The sequence below is a fragment of the Streptomyces ferrugineus genome (assembly GCF_015160855.1).
Taxonomy (GTDB): domain Bacteria; phylum Actinomycetota; class Actinomycetes; order Streptomycetales; family Streptomycetaceae; genus Streptomyces; species Streptomyces ferrugineus.
Genome location: NZ_CP063373.1, coordinates 6,161,888 through 6,182,934, shown reverse-complemented (window position 1 = coordinate 6,182,934; position 21,047 = coordinate 6,161,888). Strand labels below are relative to the sequence as shown.

Sequence of the window (21,047 nt, the reverse complement as noted above, 5' to 3'; positions counted from 1 at the left end):
CGGCGTGCCGTTCGGGCAAGCCACCGGCATGCGCACCCGGCGTCCCGCTCCCCGCGCCCCACCTCGTACGCTCGCCCCATGTCCCCCCGCCACATCCTGATCCTCGGCGGCACCACCGAGGCCCGCGAACTCGCCGCCGCGCTCACGGCGCACCCCGGCGTCCGCGTCACCACCTCGCTCGCGGGACGGGTGGCACGGCCGGGCGCGGTCGAGGGGGAACTGCGCATCGGGGGCTTCGGCGGCGCGGAGGGCCTGGCGGACTGGCTGCGCGCCGAGCACGTGGACTTCCTCGTCGACGCCACACACCCCTTCGCCGAGTCGATCACGGCGAACGCGGTGCGCGCCGCGAGGTCGACCGGTGTCCCGGCGGTGATCCTGCGCCGCCCCGGCTGGCGCCCGGCCACCGGCGACCGCTGGCACGAGGTGGCTTCCCTCGCCGAGGCCGCGGCCCTGCTGCCCACCCTCGGCCACCGTGTCCTGCTGACCACCGGCCGCCTGGGTCTGGCGGCCTTCGCCCACCTGACCGACCTGCGCTTCGTCGTACGCTCCGTCGACCCACCCGAGCCGCCCATGCCCCCGCACACCGAAGTGCTCCTGGCCCGTGGCCCGTTCACGCCCGACGACGAGCTGTCCCTGCTCCGCGCGCACCACATCGACGTCCTGGTGACCAAGGACAGCGGCGCGACCGCGATCTCCGCCAAACTCACGGCCGCCCGCCGACTCGCCCTCCCCGTCGTGCTCGTACGCCGCCCACCACTCCCGGAGGGAGCGGACCCGGTGCCGGACGTGGCGGGGGTGCTGGAGCGACTCGGCCTCGGGGGAGCGGGACGGAGACGCTGATGCGGTCGATGGCCCGCAGCGGCGCGGCCACGAACCGCCTGAGCAGGTCCAGGTGCTCGAGGTTGTACGCCCACACGACGCCATGCCTGGTCCCGGTCTGCAGCCACAGCGCCGGGTGAACGCACCGTCCACCGCCGCACGACGAGTTCCGCGCCAGCCCACAGGACCGACAGATCAGACGCCGTACGCCGGGCCCGTCCTCGGCGACGGCGGGGCGACGCTCGTAGTACGCGAGTCCCTCGCAGCGCGGGCAGCGCACCAGGACCGAGTCGGTGAACTCGTACAGCTTGGTCAGGGGGTCACGGAATCGCACGGGCGCGGCGGACATGCGGCGGCCGGACCGACGCGGTGTGCCTACCGCTCCTTCGGGTTCCGGCGCAGCAGATACGTGTCCATGATCCAGCCCTTGCGCTCCCGCGCCTCGGCGCGCAGCCGCTCGATGCGGGGCCCGGCCTCGGCGATCGGACCCGAGGCGAGGATCTCGTCCGGGGTGCCGATGTAGGCGCCCCAGTAGATGTCGATGTCCTCGTCGGCGTACCGCCGGAAGCTCTGGTGCGCGTCCAGCATCACGACCACGTCGTCCACGCCCTCCGGGAAGCCCTCGGCCAGCCGCCGCCCCGTGGTGATCTGCACCGGACGCGCGACCCGGTTCAGCCCCGTCCGATGCCGGGCGACGAGCGCGGAGACGCTGCTGATGCCGGGCACGACGTCGTACTCGAAGTCCACCGCGCCCCTGTCCAGCACCTCCTCCAGGATCCCGAGCGTGCTGTCGTACAGCGCGGGATCACCCCACACCAGAAACGCGCCGGTCTCGTCCTCGCCCAGTTCCTCGGCGATCAGCCGCTCGTAGATCCCGGCACGGGCACTGCGCCAGTCCCCGACGGCGGGGGAGTAGGCGGTACCCCCGGCCGACCGGTCCCGCTCGGGATCCCGGGCCTGGACGACCCGATACGTCCCCTCCGGTATGTGCGCGTCCAGCATGTCCCGGCGCAGCCCCGTGAGGTCCGCCTTCACCTCGCCCTTGTCGAGGATGAAGAACACGTCCGTACCGCGCAGCGCCCTGACCGCCTGAAGCGTGAGCTGCTCGGGGTCGCCCGCCCCGATCCCGATGACATGAATCTTTCGCACGCCCCGAGTCTGCCGCACGCCACTGACAACGCGGCCACCGCATCCCCGCAGGCCCCGGCCCAGCGGCCCGCTACGCCCGCCCCCGCAGCCTCGGCGCCCGCTCCCGCGCGTCCACGGCCGCCCCGCCACTGTCCTCCCCGACCTCCGCCAGCTCCCGCGCCCACACCACGAGCCCCGCAAGATCGATCCCGTACGGCCGCTCCCCGCCACCGCCGGCCGCCCACTCCTCCACGGCCCCGGCACCCCGCCGCAGCAGCCTCGCCCCGCCCGTCGCATTCCCCCGCGCCGCATGCGTGAGCCCCACCGCGAGCTGCGCCAGCCCCCGCCACAGGGCCCGCTCCTGCTCCGGCCCCGACTTCCAGGCGTCCTCGAAGACCTCGTGCGCGTGGAACGGCTTCCCCGCGTCCAGCAGCGCCTGCGCCTCGGCGACGGTCTCCTGCGGTGTGCGTACGACGCCCTCGGGCTGGCGTTCGACACCGTCCGCCCCGTACGGCAGGGGACGCCCGAGGCCGTCCCGGGGCCGTGCGTTGCGCGCCCGCCCTTCGCTGTCCCGGTCCCGTGCGGCCGCCTGCTCTTCCGACGATGTGCTGCCCATACCCCCGATTGTCCACCGGCTCCGGCCCGCGCCGGACGGCGCCCGCTTCGGCGCGGTCGCTCACGTGAGGTAAAGTGCTGTTCGCGCGATCACGCGGTTCTCCGCGGGACACGCACCGGGACGTGGCGCAGCTTGGTAGCGCACTTGACTGGGGGTCAAGGGGTCGCAGGTTCAAATCCTGTCGTCCCGACGGTGCGAAGGGCCTTCGCAGGCGAGAGTCTGCGAAGGCCCTTTTTCTGTTTGCCTGATCAGCCGTGCCCGGTGAGAAGGCAGTGCATCGCGGCCGCCGCGCTGTGCGGACTGTCCCGTTCGGCCACGGTCACCTCCATGTAGCGGGTGCCGCTCGCCGCATGGCGGTCCCGCACGGCGGTGACGCTCTGTGCGGCGCAGGGGACGATCACCACGACCCCGTTGCGCGCCAGCACCTCGGCCAGCAGGCCGGTGCGCCAGGTGTCGGCGCCCAGGTCGTGGAACCGGTCGAGCACCTCGACCCGGTGCCGCTCGGCGGTCAGCCGTTCGGCCAGTGTGTAGGCGGCTGCCAGTCGGTCGGCGGTCGAGGGGCCGGTCACCCAGACCGTCGCGCCCTGGCAGGTGCATCGACAGTGTGCGTCGTTCAACACCCGTACCCCCATGCGCGCGTGATGTCGCGCAGCGCCGGCGGCACGTCCTCGGGTTCCGGCAGGGGCCGGGCCTTCTGGATCTTCCCGGACTTGATGTTGTCGCTCCAGTCGCCGATGAACGGCACGAACGGACCGTGATCGCCTTTGCGGTAGTCCAGCATCTTCGCCGTCCACTCGACTCCGAGATGCGCGCAGATCTCCCGCGTGACCCGCTCGGGGTTCTCGGTCAGCTCTTCGTAGCGGACCGTGAGGCCGTCCAGGTTGTCGCGGGCCGCCTCCACCGCGTCGACGTAGGTGCGCACCTCACGCACCGTCGCGTCCAGGTCGCGGTCCGGGCGGCCGTTGATCAGCGAACTCACCATCGATGCCGGGTGCCGGAGCAGGAAGAGGTACCGGGCCTTGGGCCAGCCCTCGTGCAGGCGCTCCCACGCGCCGGCGTTGCCGGGCGTCTTGTCCACGATGATCCGCTTGCCGCTGCGCACGAGTTCGCGGTGCATGACGCGGTCCCACAGCAGGTACTCCAGCTCGCGCTGGTCGAGGCCGAGCTCGGTCATGGCCTTGGCGGTGTACGGCTTGGTGAGGCTCACCGAGAGGGTGCGCAGGTGCATCTCGTGCGGGGCACGGATCTCGGGGTGGCTGTTGAGCAGGACCCGCAGGAGGGTGGAGCCGGAGCGTACGGAGGACAGTACGAACACCGGGTCGGGCACGAGCCGTCGGGCCGAGGGCGGCACCGGAGGCTCGGCGAGTCTTCGCATCCGCCGTCTCACCCCACGGGCGACCTGGCGCATCGTCGGACTGCCTTTGACCATCGCTGGTGCCTCCCTGCCCACCCGCGCGAAACCTGACCCTCCCGTTGAATGCTTGACCATACTGCGGTCGGCCCTTGGTTCCGCCATGGGCAGGAGATGAGAATCCTGTGAGGCAAGCCACGGCGGAACGGTGACGTGCACGGATCGGGGGCCTGTCCGGTGCCGCCGTGCGGGCGGGTGAGGCCCCTGTCGCTCACGGTCCCAGCCATCTGCCGCACAGCCGGTGCGTGTGCCGCCTCAGCGGGCCCCGCAGGTGGGAGCACAACGGCGGGCCGGAGGGGAAGCCGGTCGACACCTCCCGGGCCATCGCGCGGAAGAAGTACCGCCCCTGTCTGGACTGCGTGGTCGTGGTCCACCGGTGGTGGGGATGGAGGGTGAGCAGTATGTGCAGAGCCTCGCGGCCCAGCCCCTGCCCCTGCCAGGACTCGTCGATGCCGATGTCGAGGACCCGTCCCGTGCGGCAGGCGGTACAGACCCGATAGCGCAGCCGCCCGACTTCTCTCCGCCCGGGTTCGAGCAGCACGATCTCGGCCGGGCCGCCGGGGCGGACCGGATGGACGTGGCGCAGCCGCAGCGCCCAGGTGCCCTGCGTGCCCACGCTCCAGAACCGAGTCATATCTCGCCAGTTGTCGCGTTCCGTAACGACCGCTTCACCACATCCGAACGGGCCCCGCTCCACCGCACGATAGCCGACTCGGGCAGGGATCGACGTTGCGCCGGCGGAGAACGGACGGTGGGTGATTGCGTGATTCCGCCCGGAACCAGGGATATTGGGCGGCTGTCTGCCACGATGTACGTTGCTCCCACGGGGAGTGAGCGAGGGGCCTGGGGCCCGGAGGCTGTCCCTTGTCCCTTGAGTCGCGGGGAGTGGCCACCGGGTGTTGGAGGGGGATGTGTCCGAGCAGAACGGCCGGTTCGCCGTGCTGTCCGCGCTGCCGTTCGTCATGATGGCGGCGGTGACGGTGGCCGACGTCGCCACCGGACCGGCGGTGGGGCTGCTGCCGTTGCTGTCGTTGGGGCCGGCCTTCGCCCCGCTCGTCGGCGGCCCGCGACGCACCGTGTGGATCGGTGTGATCGCGCTGGTGCTCACTGCGGGGCTGGGCGTGTACGACGACCTCATCGACGGCGTGCGCGGCTATGTGAGCATCGCCTCGGTCGTGGGGGTGACCGGCGCCGGACTCGTCGCCGTGTCCATGCGCAGGCAGCGGGAGGCCGAACTGGCCAGCGTACGGTCCATCGCCGAGGCGGCCCAGCAGGTGTTGCTCAAACCGGTCCCGAAACTGGCGGGTCAGCTCCGGGCCGCCGTCCGCTACATGTCCGCGGTGGCCGAGGCGCGCATCGGCGGCGATCTGTACGAGGTGGTCGCCGCGCCGCAGGGTGTGCGGGTGATCGTGGGTGATGTGCAGGGCAAGGGGCTGGACGCGGTGGAGACCGCGGCACTGGTCCTGGGCGCCTTTCGGGAAGCGGCACTGGACGAGCGGGATCTGCTCGGCGTGGGACGCAGGCTGGCGCGCTCGGCAGACCGGCAGTTGGAGGGGGAGAAGTTCGTCACCGCGATCCTCGCCGAGGTGCGGGACCGTGAGGTCACCTTCCTCAACTACGGCCATCCGGCGCCCCTGTTGCTGCGTGCCGACGGTTCGGCGGCACTGCCCGAACCGGCCGCGTACGCGCTGCCCCTCGGCCTGGGAGCCCACGGTGCGTCCGCGCCGGAGCCCTTCCGGACCGACTTCCTGCCGGGTGATCAACTGCTGCTGTACACCGACGGGATCACTGAGGCCCGGGACGACGACGGCCGGTTCTACCCGCTCCCCGAACGCGCCCATCTCCTCAAGGACTCCGACCCCGAGTCCGCGCTGGAGACTCTGCGGCAGGACCTGATCCAGCATGTCGGCGGCCCCTTGCAGGACGACGCGGCCATGCTCCTGCTCCGCTATCGGTGAACCGCGGCCGCCGTCCGTCGCCAGCCGGTGTCACCCTGTACAGGTCACGAAACCTTGCGGTCATTTTCGCGCTATATCTAAAATAATTTCGCTGCTTCTCGTATTAGGCGAAAGATCTTCCGTGAACGGCTATCGAGGGTAGGTGCTCCATGACGGTTGCTGCTGCGTCGACGGTCCGCCCGGACGAGGTGCACGACAGGCTCGGCCGCTTCGTACTGACCGATGGTTTCAAACTTGTGCTCGACCCGCTCGCCAGCCGGGGCTCGTGGATCGTCGACGCGCGCACCGGTGAGAAGTTCCTCGACCTCTACTCGTTCTTCGCGTCCGCCCCGCTGGGGCTCAACCCGCGGGGCATCGTGGACGATCCGGAGTTCATGACCCTGCTTGCGCAGGTGGCGGCGAACAAGCCCGCCAACCCGGACGTCTACACCACGCACTACGCCGAGTTCGTCGAGACCTTCGCCCGCGTGCTGGGCGATCCGGACCTGCCGAGACTGTTCTTCGTCGAAGGTGGGGCGCTGGCCGTCGAGAACGCGCTCAAGGCGGCGTTCGACTGGAAGAGCCGCCGCAACGAGGCCGCGGGCCGCTCACCCGAGCTCGGCACCAAGGTGCTCCACCTGCGGCACGCCTTCCACGGCCGCAGCGGTTACACCCTCTCGCTCACCAACACCGAGCCCAACAAGACGGCCCGCTTCCCGAAGTTCGACTGGCCGCGCATCGACGTACCCGCCATCCGGTTCCCCCTCGAGCACCATCTCGCCGAGGTCGAGGAGGCCGAGCGAAGGTCCCTCGAGCAGGCGCGGCGCGCGTTCGAGGACAACCCCCACGACATCGCCTGCTTCATCGCCGAGCCGATCCAGGGCGAGGGGGGCGACAACCACATGCGCCCGGAGTTCCTGCGGGCGATGCAGGCGCTGTGTCACGAGTACGACGCGCTGTTCGTGCTCGACGAGGTGCAGACCGGGGTGGGGATCACCGGCACCACCTGGGCTTACCGGCAACTCGGACTCGAGCCGGACATCGTCGCCTTCGCCAAGAAGGTCCAGCTCGGCGGAGTCATGGCCGGCCGCCGGGTCGACCAGGTACCCGACAACGTCTTCCGGGTCTCCGGGCGGATCAACTCCACCTGGGGCGGCGGGTTGGTCGACATGGTCCGGGCACGCCGCATCCTGGAGATCATCGAGAGGGACGACCTGGTGGGCCATGCCGCTGCCGTGGGATCGTGGTTCCTGGACGGACTGCGTGATCTGGAAGTCCGGCACGCACCGGTGGCGTCCAACTCGCGGGGGCGCGGACTGATGAGCGCCATCGATCTGCCCGACAGCGGTGTGCGCGACGAGGTGGTACGCCGACTGCGAACCGAGGAGCAGGTGATCGCATTGCCGTGCGGTGAGCGTTCGGTGCGCTTCCGCCCCGCCCTGTCCATCACCCAGGACGAGCTCGCGGTCGCCCTGCGGGCCCTCGACCGGGTCCTCGCCGGTCTGCACTGACCCGTACCAGCCGACAAGGAGCTAAGCCATGGCCCGTTCCGTCGCCTCGATCGTTGCCGGCCACCCGGTCGCCGGCGCTCCCGGCGGGACTCTTCAGCGCCCCAATCCCGGCCGTACCGCCGAGCTGGTCACCGAGGTCTCGCTCGGGGATGTCTCGACGTTCGTCGAGGCCGCCAAGGCCGCGAAGGCGGCTCAGCGGTCCTGGGCGGACACCCCGGCGCCGGTGCGCGGATCAGCGATCGGAAAGATCGGCCGGCTCGTCGAGGCCAACAAGGACCGGCTCGCCCGCATCGTGACCGAGGAGATCGGCAAGCCGCTCGCCGAGGCACTCGGCGAAGTCCAGGAGATCATCGACACCTGCGACTTCTTCCTGGGCGAGGGCCGTCGGCTGTACGGGCAGACGGTGCCGTCGGAGATGCCCGACAAACAGCTGTTCACCTTCCGCAACCCCATGGGCGCGGTCGCGGTGATCACCGCGGGCAACTTCCCGGTGGCCGTGCCGTCCTGGTACCTCGTGCCGGCGCTCGTGACCGGCAACACCGTGGTGTGGAAGCCCGCCGAGTACGCCGCCGCGAGCGCCAAGGCCCTTTTCGAGCTGTTCGTGCACGGAGGCGGCCTGCCGGACGGCGTACTCAACCTCGTACTCGCCGACGGGGAGCAGACGTACGCCGGTCTGGAGGCCTCCCTCGAGGCCGGGCTGGTCGACAAGGTCGGCTTCACGGGGTCCACGGCCGTCGGCCGGAAGATCGGCGCCCTGTGCGGAAGCCACCTGCAGACCCCGTGCCTGGAGCTGGGCGGCAAGAACCCCCAGGTGGTCACCCCGAGCGCACAACTCGACCTGGCGGTCGAGGGGGCGCTGTTCTCGGGGTTCGGCACCGCGGGGCAGCGCTGCACCTCCCTCGGGACGCTCGTCGTGCACGAGTCGGTGCACGAGGACTTCCTCGCCCGCTTCGACGCCGCGAGCCGCGCGGCCCGGATCGGCGACGCGTTCGAGGACGTCCTCTACGGCCCGATGCTCGACGAGCGCTTCGCGCGGCGCTACGAGACCTTCCTCGGCTGGATCAGGGACCACCACCGGACGTACGGCTCCGACGGCGTCGGACGGATCACGGCCCACAACCCCCGCAAGGGCTTCGTCGGGGACCCCGAAGCGGGCATGTTCTACCACCCGGTGATCGTCGACGGAGTGCGTCGCGACGACGACCTGTTCCGCACCGAGACCTTCGGCCCCATCGTCTCGGTGACCACCTACCGGGACTTCGACGAGGCCCTCGACCTGGCCAACGCCCACGGCTACGGGCTGTCCGCCGCGATCTACACCACCGACCCGCACGAGGTGTGGACGTTCCGGCGCGGCATCTCCGCGGGCATGGTCAGCGTCAACAACACCACCTCCGGAGCCGAGGCACACCTGCCGTTCGGCGGCAACGGCAAGTCGGGCAACGGCAGTCGCCAGTCGGGCCAGTGGGTGCTCGACCAGTTCACGCGCTGGCAGTCGATGAACTGGGACCACTCCGGCCGTCTGCAGAAAGCGCAGATGGACGTGGCCATGCTGGAGCCCGACATGTCCTTCCGCCTGTGAGCGGCGTCGAGGACCTGGACCGGCACTTCCGCGAGGCGGTGGCCGGACTCCGGTCCACGGACGAGGCGATCCGGCCGCAGCGCGGCGGGCTGGACGCCCGCACCGCGCTGGACCTGTTCGACGCCCAACTGGAGAGCCGGCACGCCGACGCCGCCGCCCGCTGGATGCAGCAGCAGGGCCGTGGCTACTACACCATCGGATCGAGCGGGCACGAAGGCAACGCCGCAGTCGCCCTCGCCCTGCGCCCCACCGACCCGGCGTTGCTGCACTATCGCTCCGGCGCCTTCTACTGCGCCCGCGCCCGGCAGGCCGGCGGCGTCGACGCGGTCAGGGACATGCTGCTGGGGGTGGCCGCCGGGGCCGACGAGCCGATCGCCGGTGGACGGCACAAGGTGTACGGGCGTCGCGAACTGGCCGTCATCCCGCAGACGTCGACCATCGCCTCCCACCTGCCCCGGGCGGTCGGGGTGGCGTGGAGCATCGCCCGCGCCAAGCGGCTCGGGACCGAGTGCGCCTGGCCCGGCGATGCCGTCGTCTGCTGTTCCTTCGGGGACGCCTCGGCCAACCACTCCACGGCGGCGGGCGCCATCAACAGCGCCTGCCACGCGGCCTACCAGGGCCTGCCGATGCCGGTGCTGTTCGTCTGCGAGGACAACGGCCTGGGCATCAGTGTGCCGACACCGCACGACTGGGTGCGGCGCGCCTACGGCAACCGTCCTGGTCTCGCCTACTTCGCCGCGGACGGCTGTGATCCGTCGGCTGCCTACGACGTCGCGTGCGAGGCAGTGACCCATGTCCGCAAGAACCGGCAACCGGCGTTCCTGCACCTGTCGATGGTGCGCTTCCTCGGCCATGCGGGCTCGGACGCCGAAGCCGCCTACCGGGTGCCCTCGGAGGTCGCCGCGGACCTGGAACGCGACCCGCTGGCGGCCACGGCCCGGCTGCTCACCGCGGCAGGCGTCCTCTCCGCCCAGCAGGTTCTCGACCGGTACGACGAGGTGGGCGGACGGGTCTTCGCCGTCGCCAAGGAGGCCCTGGAGAGTGAGCCCCTGACCACCGCCACGCAGATCGCCGCCCCCATCGCACCGCGCCGCCCCGACCTCGTGGCGGCCGAGGCACGCCGCACCGGCGAACCACCCGCGGTGCCGCCCGTGGGCGAGCCCGTCACCGTCGCCCAGGCCATCACCCACACACTCGCCGACCTGCTCGGCAGCCACCCGGAGATGGTCGTCTTCGGCGAGGACGTCGGCCGCAAGGGCGGGGTCTACGGGGTCACCCGGGGACTGCAGCGGCGATTCGGCACCGCTCGCGTCTTCGACACCCTGCTCGACGAACAGGCCATCCTCGGCCTCGCGCTGGGGGCGGGGCTGTCCGGGCTGCTGCCGGTGGCCGAGATCCAGTACCTCGCGTACCTGCACAACGCCGAGGACCAACTGCGCGGCGAGGCCGCCACGCTGCAGTTCTTCTCCCAGGGCCAGTACCGCAACCCCCTGGTGGTCCGCATCGCCGGCTACGGCTACCAGCGCGGGTTCGGCGGTCACTTCCACAACGACAACGCGCTGGGCGTCCTGCGGGACATCCCCGGTCTGGTCATCGCCTCCCCGTCCCGCCCCGACGACGCCGCCCCGATGCTGCGCACATGTGTGGCGGCCGGGAAGGTCGACGGGACGGTCAGCGCCTTCCTAGAGCCGATCGCGCTCTACCACACGCGGGATCTCCACACGGAGGGGGACAACGGCTGGCTCGCCGCATACCCCTCACCCGCGCAGCACGTACCGATCGGCCGGGCACGCACCTACGGCGCGGGCTCCGACCTCACCCTCGTGACCTTCGGCAACGGCGTGCCCCTCTCGCTTCGAGCCGCACACCGGCTGGAGCGGCAGGGCATCGCGTGCCGGGTCGTCGACCTGCGCTGGCTGGCACCCCTGCCGGTCGACGACCTGCTGCGGGAAGCCCGTGCGACGGGCCGCGTCCTCGTGGTCGACGAGACCCGCCGCACAGGGGGCGTGTCGGAGGGAGTCGTCACCGCCCTGGTCGATGCCGGATTCACCGGCTCCGTCCGACGGGTCGCCGGCCAGGACAGCTTCATCCCGCTGGGGCAGGCAGCGCAGTTGGTACTCGTGTCCCAGTCCGACGTCGAGCGCGCCGCCGGCGACCTGCTCTCGGCGGGCCCGCACGGTCACCGGTGACGGACAGTGTCCGGCCTGCTTCGTCGAACCGGTCGGCAGGCCCCGCACTACCGCCGCCCACGCCCGGTGGTCAGTAGCCGAGGTTCGGGTACCAGTCGTCGCGGCCCTGCGGGGTCAGGTCGAGCAGGTGCCAGACGGGGGCCAGGAGGTCGATGCCGCGCTCGTCGATGTCGTCGGCCATGCGGGGGTGGGTGGAGTAGAAGTGGCGGACCGTGCCGTCGCCGTCGCGGGTGAACACGGAGACGGTGGAGTCCTGTTCGCCGTCCTTGTCCTCGCTGCCCAGGTCGTACTTGAAGGTGCTGTCGCCGCAGCTCAGCAGCCGTAGCCGGTGCCAGCCGCGGTTGCGGGCGTGGTGGCGGAGGGCGGGCAGGTCGGCGGCCGCGGCGATGGCGAAGTCGGCGTTGCGGGTGACGTGGTGGGCGATGCCGTTGAAGCCGTCGATCCACAGGGTGCACATCGGGCAGGGTTCGGTCTGCAGCTTGCCGTACATGAAGTGGTAGACGATCAGCGGGCGGTCCGCGGCGGTGAACAGCTCACTCAGAGTGACCTCACGGACCGGAGTGTCGCCGGCGTCGAGGTCGGCGGGGCCCTCGACGAACACGTAGTCGTCCACGGGTGGCCCTTGCGGGAGCGCCCGTCGCTGGGCCGCGACCTTCTCGCGGTGGCGCATGAGCTCGACCTCGGCCAGGCGCAGCTCCTCGCGGGCGTCGAGGTAGGCCGCCGATTCGCCGGCCAGTCTGGTGTGCCGCAACATCGCGTCCTCCTGGGGTGGCCGCCCCCCGGGCTCCCGGTCCGGCGCACGAACTCCCCATCCCCGAACCGGTCCTCCGAGTCTATGGCGGCTCCACGGTCCACCGAAAGTCGAGCCGAAGTCCGGCTCCCGAGGAAGCGGCCTGTGCCGTTGGACCCCGGTCATCGCCCACCGCTGCGACCCCGGTCGCCATGGCGGGTCCGCCGACCGTTCCGGGAGGCCGGAGGACGTCCCGCGGCCGCCGCACGCGCCTCCTACGGCCTGTGCACCAACGCGGACGACCCCTTCAAGGGCTCGGCCGGCTTCCGCGCCGTCACCCGCATCCCCCTGACGGGCACCCCGCGCGGCATGCCCACCCTCGTCGGCGGGATCGAGAACCTGTCGGCACCGGTCCTGTCGACGAGGTACGACTCCCCCTACATCGCCAACCGCTACGGCCGCCGCCCGCTCGCCCTCAACCGAGAGACCGGCGCCACACGGTGGACCACGGACAAGCTGGACGGCGAGGGGCGCAGCGTGGGAGTGGTGTCGCCGGGCGACCCGCGAGGAGTCCGGACGCGGTGGACGGCCGGGCCGCTTCTCACGCGCCCTCGGAGAGACGGGGCTGGTAGGCTCCCCCTGCCGATCATGGACATGGTCATACGGTGAACGGTGAGAGGGAGCTGGGGGGCTCGATGCGAACGGTTCCCATGACGGTGGCGTGCCTGCTCGTCGGAGCCGCGCTCACCGGGTGCGCGGCCGGCGACGACGGCGCGGAGAAGTCCGCGGCCGAGCTGCTCGACGAGGCCAACGACACGATGCGCGCGCTGCGTTCCGTGACCATCGATGTGAGCAGCGCCAGGGACAGCGGCACGGTGACGACGCGCCTGCGGACGGACCTGAAGGACCGGTGCACGGCCAGGACCACCTGGGCCGACAAGGGCAGCCTCGAACAGATCAGGATCGGTGGGACCGACTACGTCCGCCCGGACGAGACCTACCTCGAGAACTGGAGCGGCAGGCCGGTCGCCGACATCCGGCCCAAGCAGTGGGCGAAGGTCCCCGCCGACGAGGCACAGCCGGGCGACGGGCTGGCCGCGTGCACCTGGACGTTCGAGTCGTTCGGCACCGCGAAGAAGGGCGAGGCCACCCGCGTCGGCGGCCGGGACGCGATCGCGCTGCACGTCACGGACGAGGCGGACAAGGAAGGGACGTACACCTTCCACGTGGCCACCGAGGGCACGCCGCATCTGCTCAAGGCCGTCCACCAGGGCGGCGGAAACGTCACCACCACGTCGTTCGGCGCCTTCGACGAGCCCCTGGACATTCGCCCGCCCGCGGCGGAACCGGTGGTGGACAAGGCCGACGTCGAGGACTGAAGGATGGTAGAAGCGGGCCATGACCAACTCGCTCATCCGACCGGCCGGTGCCCGATGACCGCCGGTATCGACACCCCCGACCGTCGCGGCCGCACCGGACTCGACCAGGCCGGCCGGGACCTGACCGGCAACCCCCGCGTCAGGGTGCGGGACGTGAGACTCCTGTCCAGCCACTGGTACGTCGAGCGCGCCACCACCTTCGACTTCCTCCGCGCCGACGGCACCTGGAGCACCCAGCAGCGCGAGACGCACGACCGCGGCAACGGCGCGACCATGCTGCTGTACGACACCGAACGCGAAACCGTCCTGCTCACCCGCCAGTTCCGCTTCCCCGTGTACGTCAACGGCCACCCCGACGGCATGCTGATCGAGACGCCGGGCGGGCTGCTCGACGACGATGACGAGCACCCGGAGATCGCCGTGCGCCGCGAGGTGGTGGAGGAGACCGGGCACACCATCGGCGACGTCCAGCACGTCTTCGACGTCTATATGAGCCCGGGCTCGGTCACCGAACGCGTCAGCTTCTACGCCGCCGCATACGGCCCCTCGACCCGCACCCACGAGGGCGGCGGGCTGGACGAGGAGGGCGAGGACATCGAGATCCTCGAACTGCCCTTCCGCCGGGCCCTGGAGATGATCCGCACCGGGGAGATCAACGACGCCAAGACCATCATGCTGCTGCAATGGGCGGCGCTGGAGGGCCCGTTCGCCAAGTGACCCCGCAGGCACTTGACTTGAAGTGCGCTTCAAGATGAAGACTCCCGTTCGTGCCCCGAGAGACGGGCGCGCGAACGGGAGGGACTCACCCATGAAGTACCGCACCATCGGCACCGGCCCCGACACCCGCCGCGAGGTCAGCGCCCTCGCGCTCGGCGCCATGCTGTTCGGCTCACGCACCGACGAGGAGACCTCCTTCGCCGTGCTCGACCGCTATGTCGAGGCCGGCGGGACCTTCATCGACACGTCCGACAACTACGCCTTCTGGGTCGACGGGGGCCAGGGCGGCCAGAGCGAGGAACTGCTCGGCCGCTGGCGCCGCAGCCGTGGCGTCGGCGACGAGATCGTCATCGCCACCAAGCTCGGCGCCCGCCCGCTGGCCCCCGGCACGGGCTTCGTGGACAACCCCGAGGGCCTGTCGGCGAAGGTGATCCGCGAGTCCGCCGAGCGCAGCCGCGACCGGCTCGGCGTGGCCAGGCTGGACCTGCTCTACGCCCACATCGAGGACCGGACCGTGCCCCTGCGGGAGACGGTCGAGGGGTTCGCCGAACTGGTCGCCGAGGGCACCGTCGGTCTCCTCGGCGTCAGCAACCACGCCGTCTGGCGCGTCGAGCGGGCCCGCGCCCTCGCCACCGCGGCCGGACTGCCCGGCTACGAGGTGCTGCAGTACGCCCACAGCCATCTCAAGCCCCGCCTCGACGTCCCCGACGGACTGTTCCCCGACGGCAGCCTCGGCCACGCCGGCCCCGACCTGCTGAGCTATCTGCGCGCCGAGCCCGGTCTGACCCTGGTCGCCTACTCGCCGCTGCTCAAGGGCGCGTACACCCGCCCGGACATCGAGCTGCCCGCCGACTTCGACCACCCGGGCACCCCGGCCCGCCTGAAGGTCCTTCGCGAGGTGGCGCGGGAGACCGGGGCCACCCTCAACCAGGTCGTCCTCGCCTGGCAGATCGGCGCCGAAGTGCCGATCATCCCCCTGGTCGGAGCCTCGTCCGTGGCCCAGCTCGAGGAGAGCCTGGCCGCCGTGGACCTGGAACTGTCGGCGGAGCAGCGGGCCCGGCTCGACGCGGCTCACTGACCACCCCGGGAGTACGCTCCGAAGAGGAGCCGAAGGAGAGTGGCCATGCCCCTGTTCCCCAACGAGCGGAACGTCCGAACGACGCCCGAAGGCCTCCTGTGGGAGCCCAGCGAGCGCTGGGTGCGTGGCCGCAAGGGTGACGTCACCGTCGTCGACAGCCGGCATCCCGTCCTGGTCTGGGAACCCGATCTGCCCGTCCCGTGCTACGCGTTCCCGCGCGAGGAGGTCCGCACGGACCTCCTGCGCCCGGCCAGGAGTCCCTCGCCGGGCAGGCACACGGGATCGCAGATCTTCTACGACCTCGAAGTCGACGGAGAGCTGGTGGAGAACGCGGCGTGGACCTTCCCCGCCGCCGACCTCGCCGGACACATCGCCTTCGAGTGGTTCCGGCGCTGGGGGAGTGGCCTCGACCACTGGTACGAGGAGGAGGAAGAGATCTTCGTCCACCCGCGCGACCCGCACAAACGGGTGGACGCCATGCCCAGCAGCCGCCATGTCCAGGTCGAGATCGGCGGCACCGTCGTCGCGGACACCCACCGCCCGGTGCTGCTGTTCGAGACCGGCCTGCCGACCAGGTACTACGTGCCCCGCGAGGACGTCCGCCTCGCCCTGTTCGAGCCCACCGACCACCACACCGGCTGCCCGTACAAGGGCACCGCCCGGTACTGGACCTGGCGCGGCGAGGGCGACGTCCCGCGCAACGTCGTCTGGAGCTACGCCGAGCCGCTGCCCGCGGCGGCCCCCGTCAAGGGGCTGCTGGCCTTCTACAACGAGGCGGTGGACATCGTCGTGGACGGTGAACGGCTGCAGCGCCCGGTGACGCCGTTCACCGCGAGCCTCAAGGCCTGACCAGCAGCTGGAAGTCGAACGCGTACCGGGACGCCCGGTAGATGTGCGTCCCGTACTCCACCGGCCGACCCGTGTCGTCGTACGCCGTGCGCTGCATCGTCAGCAGCGCCGAGCCCTCCCGTTCGTCGAGCCGCTCGGCCTCCTCGGCGGTGGCGCAGCGGGCGCCGATGGTCTGGCGGGCGCTGTGCAGGGTGATGCCGACCGCGCGCATCATTCGGTACAGGCCCGTCGCCTCCAGTCGGCCGGTGTCGAGGTCGAGCAGGCTCGCCGGCAGGTAGTTGCAGAGGATGGCCACCGGCTGGCCGTGTGTGCAGCGCAGCCGCTCGAGGAGCGTGACCTCCGCGCCCTCCGCGATGCCGAGCGCGGCGGCGACGTCGGCGGTCGCCGGCACCCGCTCGTTGCGGACGACCTCGGTGGTCGGGCCCTGCCCGGCCGCCTCCAGGTCGTCGTAGAGGCTGCTGAGCTCCAGCGGGCGCTTCACCTGGCTGTGCACCACCTGGGTGCCCACCCCGCGCCGCCGCACCAGCAGCCCCTTGTCGACGAGCGACTGGATCGCCTGCCGGACGGTGGGCCGGGACAGGCCCAGCCGCACCGACAGGTCGACCTCGTTGCCCAGGAGGTTGCCCGGGGCGAGGACCCCGTGCTCGATCGCCGACTCCAGCTGCTGGGCGAGCTGGTAGTACAGCGGCACGGGACTGCCCCGGTCCAGGGCGAAGTCCAGCGAGTCCAGCGCGGGCGCGGACACGGCACGTGCGGAGCCGCGGGTCTTCGCCATGGGACGACCTCCCTCTCAGGGTGTCAGGAGTTGCTGGGGAAACCGAGGTTGATGCCGCCGTCGGACGGGTCCGGCCAGCGGGTGGTGATCACCTTCCCCTGGGTGTAGAAGGCGATGCCGTCGTTGCCGTAGATGTGCAGATCGCCGAAGAGCGAGTCCTTCCAGCCACCGAAGGAGTGGTAGCCGACCGGCACCGGGATCGGCACGTTCACACCGACCATGCCCGCCTTCACCTCCAGCTGGAAACGGCGGGCGGCGCCGCCGTCCCGGGTGAAGATCGCGGTGCCGTTGCCCCAGCGGGAGTCGTTGATGAGCTTGATGGCCTCCTCGTACGTCTCCGCACGCACCACCGCCAGCACCGGGCCGAAGATCTCGTCCCGGTACGCGTCCGCCGTCAGCGGCACCCGGTCGAGCAGCGAGACACCGAGGAAGAAGCCGTTCTCGTGGCCCTCCACCGAGTAACCCGTGCCGTCCACGACGACCTCGGCGCCCTGCTCGGCGGCCGACGCCACGTACGAGGCGACCTTGTCGCGGTGCTCGCGCGTGATCAGCGGGCCCATCTCGGAGGCCGGGTCGTCGCCGGGGCCGATGCGCAGCTTCTTGGCGCGCTCGGCGATCTTGCCGACCAACTCGTCGCCCGTGTCACCGACCGCGACCACGACCGACACGGCCATGCAGCGCTCGCCCGCCGAGCCGTACGCGGCGTTGATCGCCTGGTCGGCGGCGAAGTCCAGGTCGGCGTCCGGCAGGACCAGCATGTGGTTCTTGGCGCCGCCGAGGGCCTGCACGCGCTTGCCGTGCTCGACCGCCTTGAGCTGGATGTACTTCGCGATCGGGGTGGAGCCGACGAAGGACACCGCCTCGATGTCCGGGTGCTCCAGGAGCCGGTCCACGGCGACCTTGTCGCCCTGCACGACGTTCAGCACACCGTCCGGCAGCCCGGCCTCGGAGGCCAGTTCGGCCAGCCGGTACGACGCCGACGGGTCCTTCTCGCTCGGCTTCAGCACGAAGGTGTTGCCGCACGCGATGGCCAGCGGGAACATCCACATCGGCACCATGGCCGGGAAGTTGAACGGCGTGATGCCGGCGACCACGCCCAGCGGCTGCCGGATCGAGGCCACGTCCACCCGGGTCGACACCTGCGTCGACAGCTCGCCCTTGAGCTGCACGGTGATCCCGCAGGCCAGCTCCACGATCTCCATGCCGCGCGCGACCTCGCCGAGCGCGTCGGAGTGCACCTTGCCGTGCTCGGCGGTGATCAGCTCGGCGATCTCGTCGCGGTGCGCGTCCAGCAGCTCGCGGTACTTGAACAGGATCGCCGTGCGCTTGGCCAGGGACGACTGGCCCCAGCTCTCGAACGCCGTCCGGGCGGAGGCGACGGCGGCGTCCACCTCGTCCACGGTCGCGAAGGCGACCTGCTTCTCCTGGGCGCCGGTGGCCGGGTTGTAGACGGGGCTGAAGCGGCCGGAGGTGCCCTCCACCGGCTTGCCGTCGATCCAGTGGGTGATGGTCTTCATGGTGCGAAAGGGCCTTTCTCGAGGGTGGGTTCAGAGGTGACGACGGCGTCCGGCGACATGCTGGTCGTACCGTTCGCGGGCTTCGACGGCGGGCTCGCGGGAGGCGACCTCGGCCACGGGCACGTCCCACCAGGCCTCGGGGCCCGGCGAGGTCGGGTTCATGATGTCCGTCTCGACGTACACACAGGTGGGCCGGGCGGAGGCGCGGGCCGTGGCCAGCGCCTCGCGCAGCTCGCCCACCGTCTTGGCGCGCAGCACGTCCATGCCGAGGCTGGCCGCGTTGGCGGCGAGGTCGACGGGGAGCGGGGCGCCGCTGAAGGTGCCGTCGGCGGCCCGGTAGCGGTAGTCGGTGCCGAAGCGTTCGGCGCCGGTCTCCGCCGACAGCCCGCCGATCGAGGCGTAGCCGTGGTTCTGGATCAGCACGATGTTGACCGGCAGGCCCTCCTGGACCGCGGTGACGATCTCCGTCGGCATCATCAGATAGGTGCCGTCGCCGACCAGCGACCACACGGCCGTGTCCGGGGCGGCCTGCTGGATGCCGATCCCGGCCGGGATCTCGTAGCCCATGCAGGAGTAGCCGTACTCCAGGTGGTACTGGCGCGGCGAGCGGGACCGCCACAGCTTGTGCAGGTCGCCGGGGAGCGAACCGGCCGCGTTGATCACCACGTCGTCGTCGCCGACGACCGCGTCCAGCGCGCCCAGCACCTGTGTCTGCGTCGGCACGGCGCTCTCGTCGTCGGCGCGGTAGGCGGCCTCGACGACCGCGTCCCAGCGCTCCTTGCCGGCGCGGTACTCGGCCTCGTACGCCTCGCTCACGCGGTGCCCGGCCAGGTCCTCCAGCAGCTTCTCGAGTCCGGTCCGCGCGTCGCAGACCAGCGTTTGCGCGGCGAGCTTGTGCGCGTCGAACCCGGTGATGTTGAGGTTGGCGAAGCGCACGTCCGGGTTCTGGAAGAGGGTGCCGGAGGCGGTGGTGAAGTCCGTGTACCGGGTGCCGACGCCGATCACCAGGTCCGCGGCGCGCGCGATGTCGTCGCTGACCGAGGTGCCGGTGTGGCCGATGCCGCCGAGGTCGGCGGGGTGGTCGTGGCGCAGCGAGCCCTTGCCGGCCTGGGTGGAGGAGACCGGGATGCCGGTGGCCTCGACGAGGGCCTTCAGCGCGGCCTCGGCTTCGCTGTGGTGGACGCCGCCGCCCGCGACGATCAGCGGGCGCTCGGCGGCCCGGATCGCCCCGACGGCCGCGGCCAGCTCGACCGGGTCGGGCGCGGGGCGCCGTACGTACCAGACGCGCTCGGCGAAGAACTCCTCCGGCCAGTCGTACGCCTCCGCCTGCACGTCCTGGGGGAGGGCCAGGGTCACCGCGCCGGTCTCGGCCGGGTCGGCGAGCACCCGCATGGCGTTCAGCGCGGACGGGATCAGGGCCTCGGGGCGGGTGATCCGGTCGAAGTAGCGGGAGACCGGGCGCAGGGTGTCGTTGACCGACACGTCCGCCTCGGTCGGGTGCTCGAGCTGCTGGAGCAGCGGGTCGGGAGCGTGCGAGGCGAAGTAGTCGCCGGGGAGCAGCAGGACCGGGAGGCGGTTGATGGTCGCCAGGGCCGCGCCGGTGACGAGGTTCGTCGCACCCGGGCCGATGGACGTCGTCACGGCCTGCGCGGACAGCCGGTTGAGCTGACGGGCGTAGCCGACGGCCGCGTGCACCATCGACTGCTCGTTGCGGCCCTGGTGGTAGGGCATGACGTCCTCGCCCGCCTGGAGCAGGGCCTGTCCGAGGCCGGCGACGTTGCCGTGGCCGAAGATGCCCCAGGTTCCGGCGACCAGCCGGTGCCGTACGCCGTCGCGCTCGGTGTACTGGGCGGACAGGAACCGCACCAGCGCCTGGGCGACGGTCAGACGGACGGTGGATCGGCTCATCGGGGACCTCACTGGGACGGAGCGGTGTAGAGGGGCAGACGGGGGTCGACGGGCTGGTCCGGCCAGGTGCCGCGGATCCAGGCGTGGTCGGGGTGGTCGCAGATCAGCCAGGCGCGCTCGGCCTCGGGACCGGCCATGACGTTGAGGTAGTACATGTGGTGGCCGGGCACCGCCATCGAGGGGCCGTGCCAGCCGTCGGGGATCAGCACGACGTCGCCGCCGCGCACCTCGGCCAGGACGTCGGTGTTCCGGCCGTGTCCGGAGGGGGAGACGCGCTGGTAGCCGAGGCCGGGGGTGCCCTCGTGGTCGGCGAACTCGAAGTAGTAGATCTCCTCGAGGACCGACTCCTCGCCGGGGCGGTGCTCGTCGTGCTTGTGCGGCGGGAAGGACGACCAGTTGCCGCCCGGCGTGATGACCTCGACCGCGATGAGCTTGTCGCACTCGAAGACCCCGGCCGCGCCGAAGTTGTTCACCTGGCGGCTGCTGTTGCCGGTGCCGCGCAGCTCCACCGGCACCGACGACGCGGGGCCGTAGCGGGCCGGCAGGCGCCGCGAGCAGCGCGCGCCGGTCAGCGCGAACCGTCCGCCGTCGGCGGAGGATACGGTCGCACGGGCGTCGCGCGGCACATAGGCGAAGTCGCTGACGCCGCTGAACACGCTGTCCCGGCCGGTGATCCGGAAGGTGTCATGGCCGAAATCGTCCGTCGCCTCGACCGTGCAGCCGCCGTTCAGCGACAGCACGATCCACTCGCTGTCGCCGGTCTCGAAGGTGTGCGAGCCGCCGGGCGGCAGCTCCAGGACCTTCAGGCTGGAGTAGCCCCAGCCGGCCTTCTCGGGCGTGACGTCCACGACGTACGGGCCGCCGAGCGCCTTTCCCGCGGGAAGGTGATACGTCATCGTGT

At 71.4% G+C, this 21,047-nt stretch carries 20 protein-coding genes and 1 tRNA gene; 11 read left to right on the top strand and 10 right to left on the bottom strand.

Features of this window, described 5'->3' with window-relative positions; all coding sequences use genetic code 11:
• The first annotated feature begins 78 nt into the window (after window positions 1-78).
• On the top strand, window positions 79-840 hold the full coding sequence (locus tag IM697_RS27885) for a cobalt-precorrin-6A reductase (protein WP_194038856.1): 762 nt from the start codon (window positions 79-81) through the stop codon (window positions 838-840).
• Window positions 841-1,194: 354 nt separating this feature from the next.
• On the opposite strand, the gene cobF is transcribed toward IM697_RS27885, so the two are convergent.
• Together cobF and IM697_RS27875 are read right to left on the bottom strand one after the other, a co-directional pair.
• Window positions 1,195-1,968 (bottom strand): precorrin-6A synthase (deacetylating), encoded by a 774-nt coding sequence (cobF, locus tag IM697_RS27880; protein ID WP_194038855.1) that lies wholly within the window; start codon window positions 1,966-1,968, stop codon window positions 1,195-1,197.
• Window positions 1,969-2,038: 70 nt separating this feature from the next.
• Window positions 2,039-2,563, bottom strand: a complete 525-nt coding sequence (locus IM697_RS27875) for a DUF309 domain-containing protein (protein ID WP_194038854.1) — start codon at window positions 2,561-2,563, stop codon at window positions 2,039-2,041.
• Window positions 2,564-2,679: 116 nt separating this feature from the next.
• On the opposite strand from IM697_RS27875, the gene IM697_RS27870 reads away from it, so the two are divergent.
• Window positions 2,680-2,753: transfer RNA gene (locus IM697_RS27870), tRNA-Pro, on the top strand.
• Between the two features lie 58 nt (window positions 2,754-2,811).
• Here the strand turns inward: IM697_RS27870 and IM697_RS27865 are convergent.
• The 3 genes from IM697_RS27865 to IM697_RS27855 form a co-directional block, all read right to left on the bottom strand.
• Entirely contained in the window at window positions 2,812-3,132 is a 321-nt protein-coding gene (locus IM697_RS27865) for a P-loop NTPase family protein (RefSeq protein WP_194038853.1), read from the bottom strand.
• Between the two features lie 44 nt (window positions 3,133-3,176).
• A complete protein-coding gene (locus tag IM697_RS27860; RefSeq protein ID WP_228044198.1) occupies window positions 3,177-3,992 on the bottom strand; it encodes a sulfotransferase family protein in 816 nt (271 codons plus the stop codon).
• 193 nt (window positions 3,993-4,185) lie between these two features.
• On the bottom strand, window positions 4,186-4,608 hold the full coding sequence (locus IM697_RS27855; protein ID WP_194038852.1) for a GNAT family N-acetyltransferase: 423 nt from the start codon (window positions 4,606-4,608) through the stop codon (window positions 4,186-4,188).
• A gap of 328 nt (window positions 4,609-4,936) precedes the next feature.
• On the opposite strand from IM697_RS27855, the gene IM697_RS27850 reads away from it, so the two are divergent.
• From IM697_RS27850 to IM697_RS27835, 4 genes are all read left to right on the top strand, one after another.
• The gene (locus tag IM697_RS27850) at window positions 4,937-5,932 is read left to right on the top strand and encodes a PP2C family protein-serine/threonine phosphatase (protein ID WP_194049898.1); all 996 of its coding nucleotides are present in this window, start codon (window positions 4,937-4,939) and stop codon (window positions 5,930-5,932) included.
• Between the two features lie 149 nt (window positions 5,933-6,081).
• A complete protein-coding gene (gene lat / locus IM697_RS27845; RefSeq protein ID WP_194038851.1) occupies window positions 6,082-7,422 on the top strand; it encodes an L-lysine 6-transaminase in 1,341 nt (446 codons plus the stop codon).
• A 28-nt stretch (window positions 7,423-7,450) separates the two neighbouring features.
• The gene (locus IM697_RS27840) at window positions 7,451-9,004 is read left to right on the top strand and encodes an aldehyde dehydrogenase family protein (RefSeq protein ID WP_194038850.1); all 1,554 of its coding nucleotides are present in this window, start codon (window positions 7,451-7,453) and stop codon (window positions 9,002-9,004) included.
• Window positions 9,001-11,193 (top strand): thiamine pyrophosphate-dependent enzyme, encoded by a 2,193-nt coding sequence (locus IM697_RS27835; protein WP_194038849.1) that lies wholly within the window; start codon window positions 9,001-9,003, stop codon window positions 11,191-11,193. The genes IM697_RS27840 and IM697_RS27835 overlap by 4 nt, the downstream gene beginning before the upstream one ends.
• Before the next feature lie 70 nt (window positions 11,194-11,263).
• On the opposite strand, the gene IM697_RS27830 is transcribed toward IM697_RS27835, so the two are convergent.
• On the bottom strand, window positions 11,264-11,947 hold the full coding sequence (locus IM697_RS27830) for a DUF899 family protein (RefSeq protein ID WP_194038848.1): 684 nt from the start codon (window positions 11,945-11,947) through the stop codon (window positions 11,264-11,266).
• A gap of 141 nt (window positions 11,948-12,088) precedes the next feature.
• On the opposite strand from IM697_RS27830, the gene IM697_RS27825 reads away from it, so the two are divergent.
• The 5 genes from IM697_RS27825 to IM697_RS27805 all read left to right on the top strand — a co-directional run bounded on the left by IM697_RS27825 (window position 12,089) and on the right by IM697_RS27805 (window position 15,946).
• Window positions 12,089-12,592, top strand: a complete 504-nt coding sequence (locus IM697_RS27825; RefSeq protein WP_194038847.1) for a hypothetical protein — start codon at window positions 12,089-12,091, stop codon at window positions 12,590-12,592.
• 26 nt (window positions 12,593-12,618) lie between these two features.
• Window positions 12,619-13,302 carry a hypothetical protein gene (locus IM697_RS27820; RefSeq protein ID WP_228044197.1) on the top strand — a complete coding sequence of 228 codons (684 nt, stop codon included), beginning with the start codon at window positions 12,619-12,621 and terminating at the stop codon, window positions 13,300-13,302.
• Between the two features lie 54 nt (window positions 13,303-13,356).
• Window positions 13,357-14,019 carry an NUDIX domain-containing protein gene (locus tag IM697_RS27815; RefSeq protein ID WP_194038846.1) on the top strand — a complete coding sequence of 221 codons (663 nt, stop codon included), beginning with the start codon at window positions 13,357-13,359 and terminating at the stop codon, window positions 14,017-14,019.
• Window positions 14,020-14,110: 91 nt separating this feature from the next.
• Entirely contained in the window at window positions 14,111-15,097 is a 987-nt protein-coding gene (locus IM697_RS27810) for an aldo/keto reductase (protein WP_194038845.1), read from the top strand.
• A 45-nt stretch (window positions 15,098-15,142) separates the two neighbouring features.
• Window positions 15,143-15,946 carry a DUF427 domain-containing protein gene (locus tag IM697_RS27805; protein ID WP_194038844.1) on the top strand — a complete coding sequence of 268 codons (804 nt, stop codon included), beginning with the start codon at window positions 15,143-15,145 and terminating at the stop codon, window positions 15,944-15,946.
• On the opposite strand, the gene IM697_RS27800 is transcribed toward IM697_RS27805, so the two are convergent.
• The 4 genes from IM697_RS27800 to iolB are packed head-to-tail and all read right to left on the bottom strand — an operon-like array spanning window position 15,936 to window position 21,042.
• Window positions 15,936-16,721 (bottom strand): GntR family transcriptional regulator, encoded by a 786-nt coding sequence (locus IM697_RS27800; protein ID WP_194038843.1) that lies wholly within the window; start codon window positions 16,719-16,721, stop codon window positions 15,936-15,938. The two genes, IM697_RS27805 and IM697_RS27800, sit on opposite strands and share 11 nt — an antisense overlap.
• 23 nt (window positions 16,722-16,744) lie before the next feature.
• The gene (locus IM697_RS27795) at window positions 16,745-18,238 is read right to left on the bottom strand and encodes a CoA-acylating methylmalonate-semialdehyde dehydrogenase (protein ID WP_194038842.1); all 1,494 of its coding nucleotides are present in this window, start codon (window positions 18,236-18,238) and stop codon (window positions 16,745-16,747) included.
• A 30-nt stretch (window positions 18,239-18,268) separates the two neighbouring features.
• Window positions 18,269-20,146, bottom strand: coding sequence for a 3D-(3,5/4)-trihydroxycyclohexane-1,2-dione acylhydrolase (decyclizing) (iolD, locus tag IM697_RS27790; protein WP_194038841.1), 1,878 nt, complete (start codon window positions 20,144-20,146; stop codon window positions 18,269-18,271).
• Window positions 20,147-20,154: 8 nt separating this feature from the next.
• Window positions 20,155-21,042, bottom strand: coding sequence for a 5-deoxy-glucuronate isomerase (iolB, locus tag IM697_RS27785; protein ID WP_194038840.1), 888 nt, complete (start codon window positions 21,040-21,042; stop codon window positions 20,155-20,157).
• Between the last annotated feature and the right edge of the window lie 5 nt (window positions 21,043-21,047).

Coding starts and splice junctions, on each gene's coding strand:
- IM697_RS27885 (WP_194038856.1), top strand. CDS start 79: ATGTCCCCCCGCCACATCCTGATCCTCGGCGGCACCACCGAGGCCCGC.
- IM697_RS27875 (WP_194038854.1), bottom strand. CDS start 2,563: ATGGGCAGCACATCGTCGGAAGAGCAGGCGGCCGCACGGGACCGGGAC.
- IM697_RS27860 (WP_228044198.1), bottom strand. CDS start 3,992: ATGGTCAAAGGCAGTCCGACGATGCGCCAGGTCGCCCGTGGGGTGAGA.
- IM697_RS27855 (WP_194038852.1), bottom strand. CDS start 4,608: ATGACTCGGTTCTGGAGCGTGGGCACGCAGGGCACCTGGGCGCTGCGG.
- IM697_RS27850 (WP_194049898.1), top strand. CDS start 4,937: ATGATGGCGGCGGTGACGGTGGCCGACGTCGCCACCGGACCGGCGGTG.
- lat (WP_194038851.1), top strand. CDS start 6,082: ATGACGGTTGCTGCTGCGTCGACGGTCCGCCCGGACGAGGTGCACGAC.
- IM697_RS27840 (WP_194038850.1), top strand. CDS start 7,451: ATGGCCCGTTCCGTCGCCTCGATCGTTGCCGGCCACCCGGTCGCCGGC.
- IM697_RS27830 (WP_194038848.1), bottom strand. CDS start 11,947: ATGTTGCGGCACACCAGACTGGCCGGCGAATCGGCGGCCTACCTCGAC.
- IM697_RS27820 (WP_228044197.1), top strand. CDS start 12,619: ATGCGAACGGTTCCCATGACGGTGGCGTGCCTGCTCGTCGGAGCCGCG.
- IM697_RS27815 (WP_194038846.1), top strand. CDS start 13,357: ATGACCGCCGGTATCGACACCCCCGACCGTCGCGGCCGCACCGGACTC.
- IM697_RS27810 (WP_194038845.1), top strand. CDS start 14,111: ATGAAGTACCGCACCATCGGCACCGGCCCCGACACCCGCCGCGAGGTC.
- IM697_RS27805 (WP_194038844.1), top strand. CDS start 15,143: ATGCCCCTGTTCCCCAACGAGCGGAACGTCCGAACGACGCCCGAAGGC.
- IM697_RS27800 (WP_194038843.1), bottom strand. CDS start 16,721: ATGGCGAAGACCCGCGGCTCCGCACGTGCCGTGTCCGCGCCCGCGCTG.
- IM697_RS27795 (WP_194038842.1), bottom strand. CDS start 18,238: ATGAAGACCATCACCCACTGGATCGACGGCAAGCCGGTGGAGGGCACC.
- iolD (WP_194038841.1), bottom strand. CDS start 20,146: ATGAGCCGATCCACCGTCCGTCTGACCGTCGCCCAGGCGCTGGTGCGG.
- iolB (WP_194038840.1), bottom strand. CDS start 21,042: ATGACGTATCACCTTCCCGCGGGAAAGGCGCTCGGCGGCCCGTACGTC.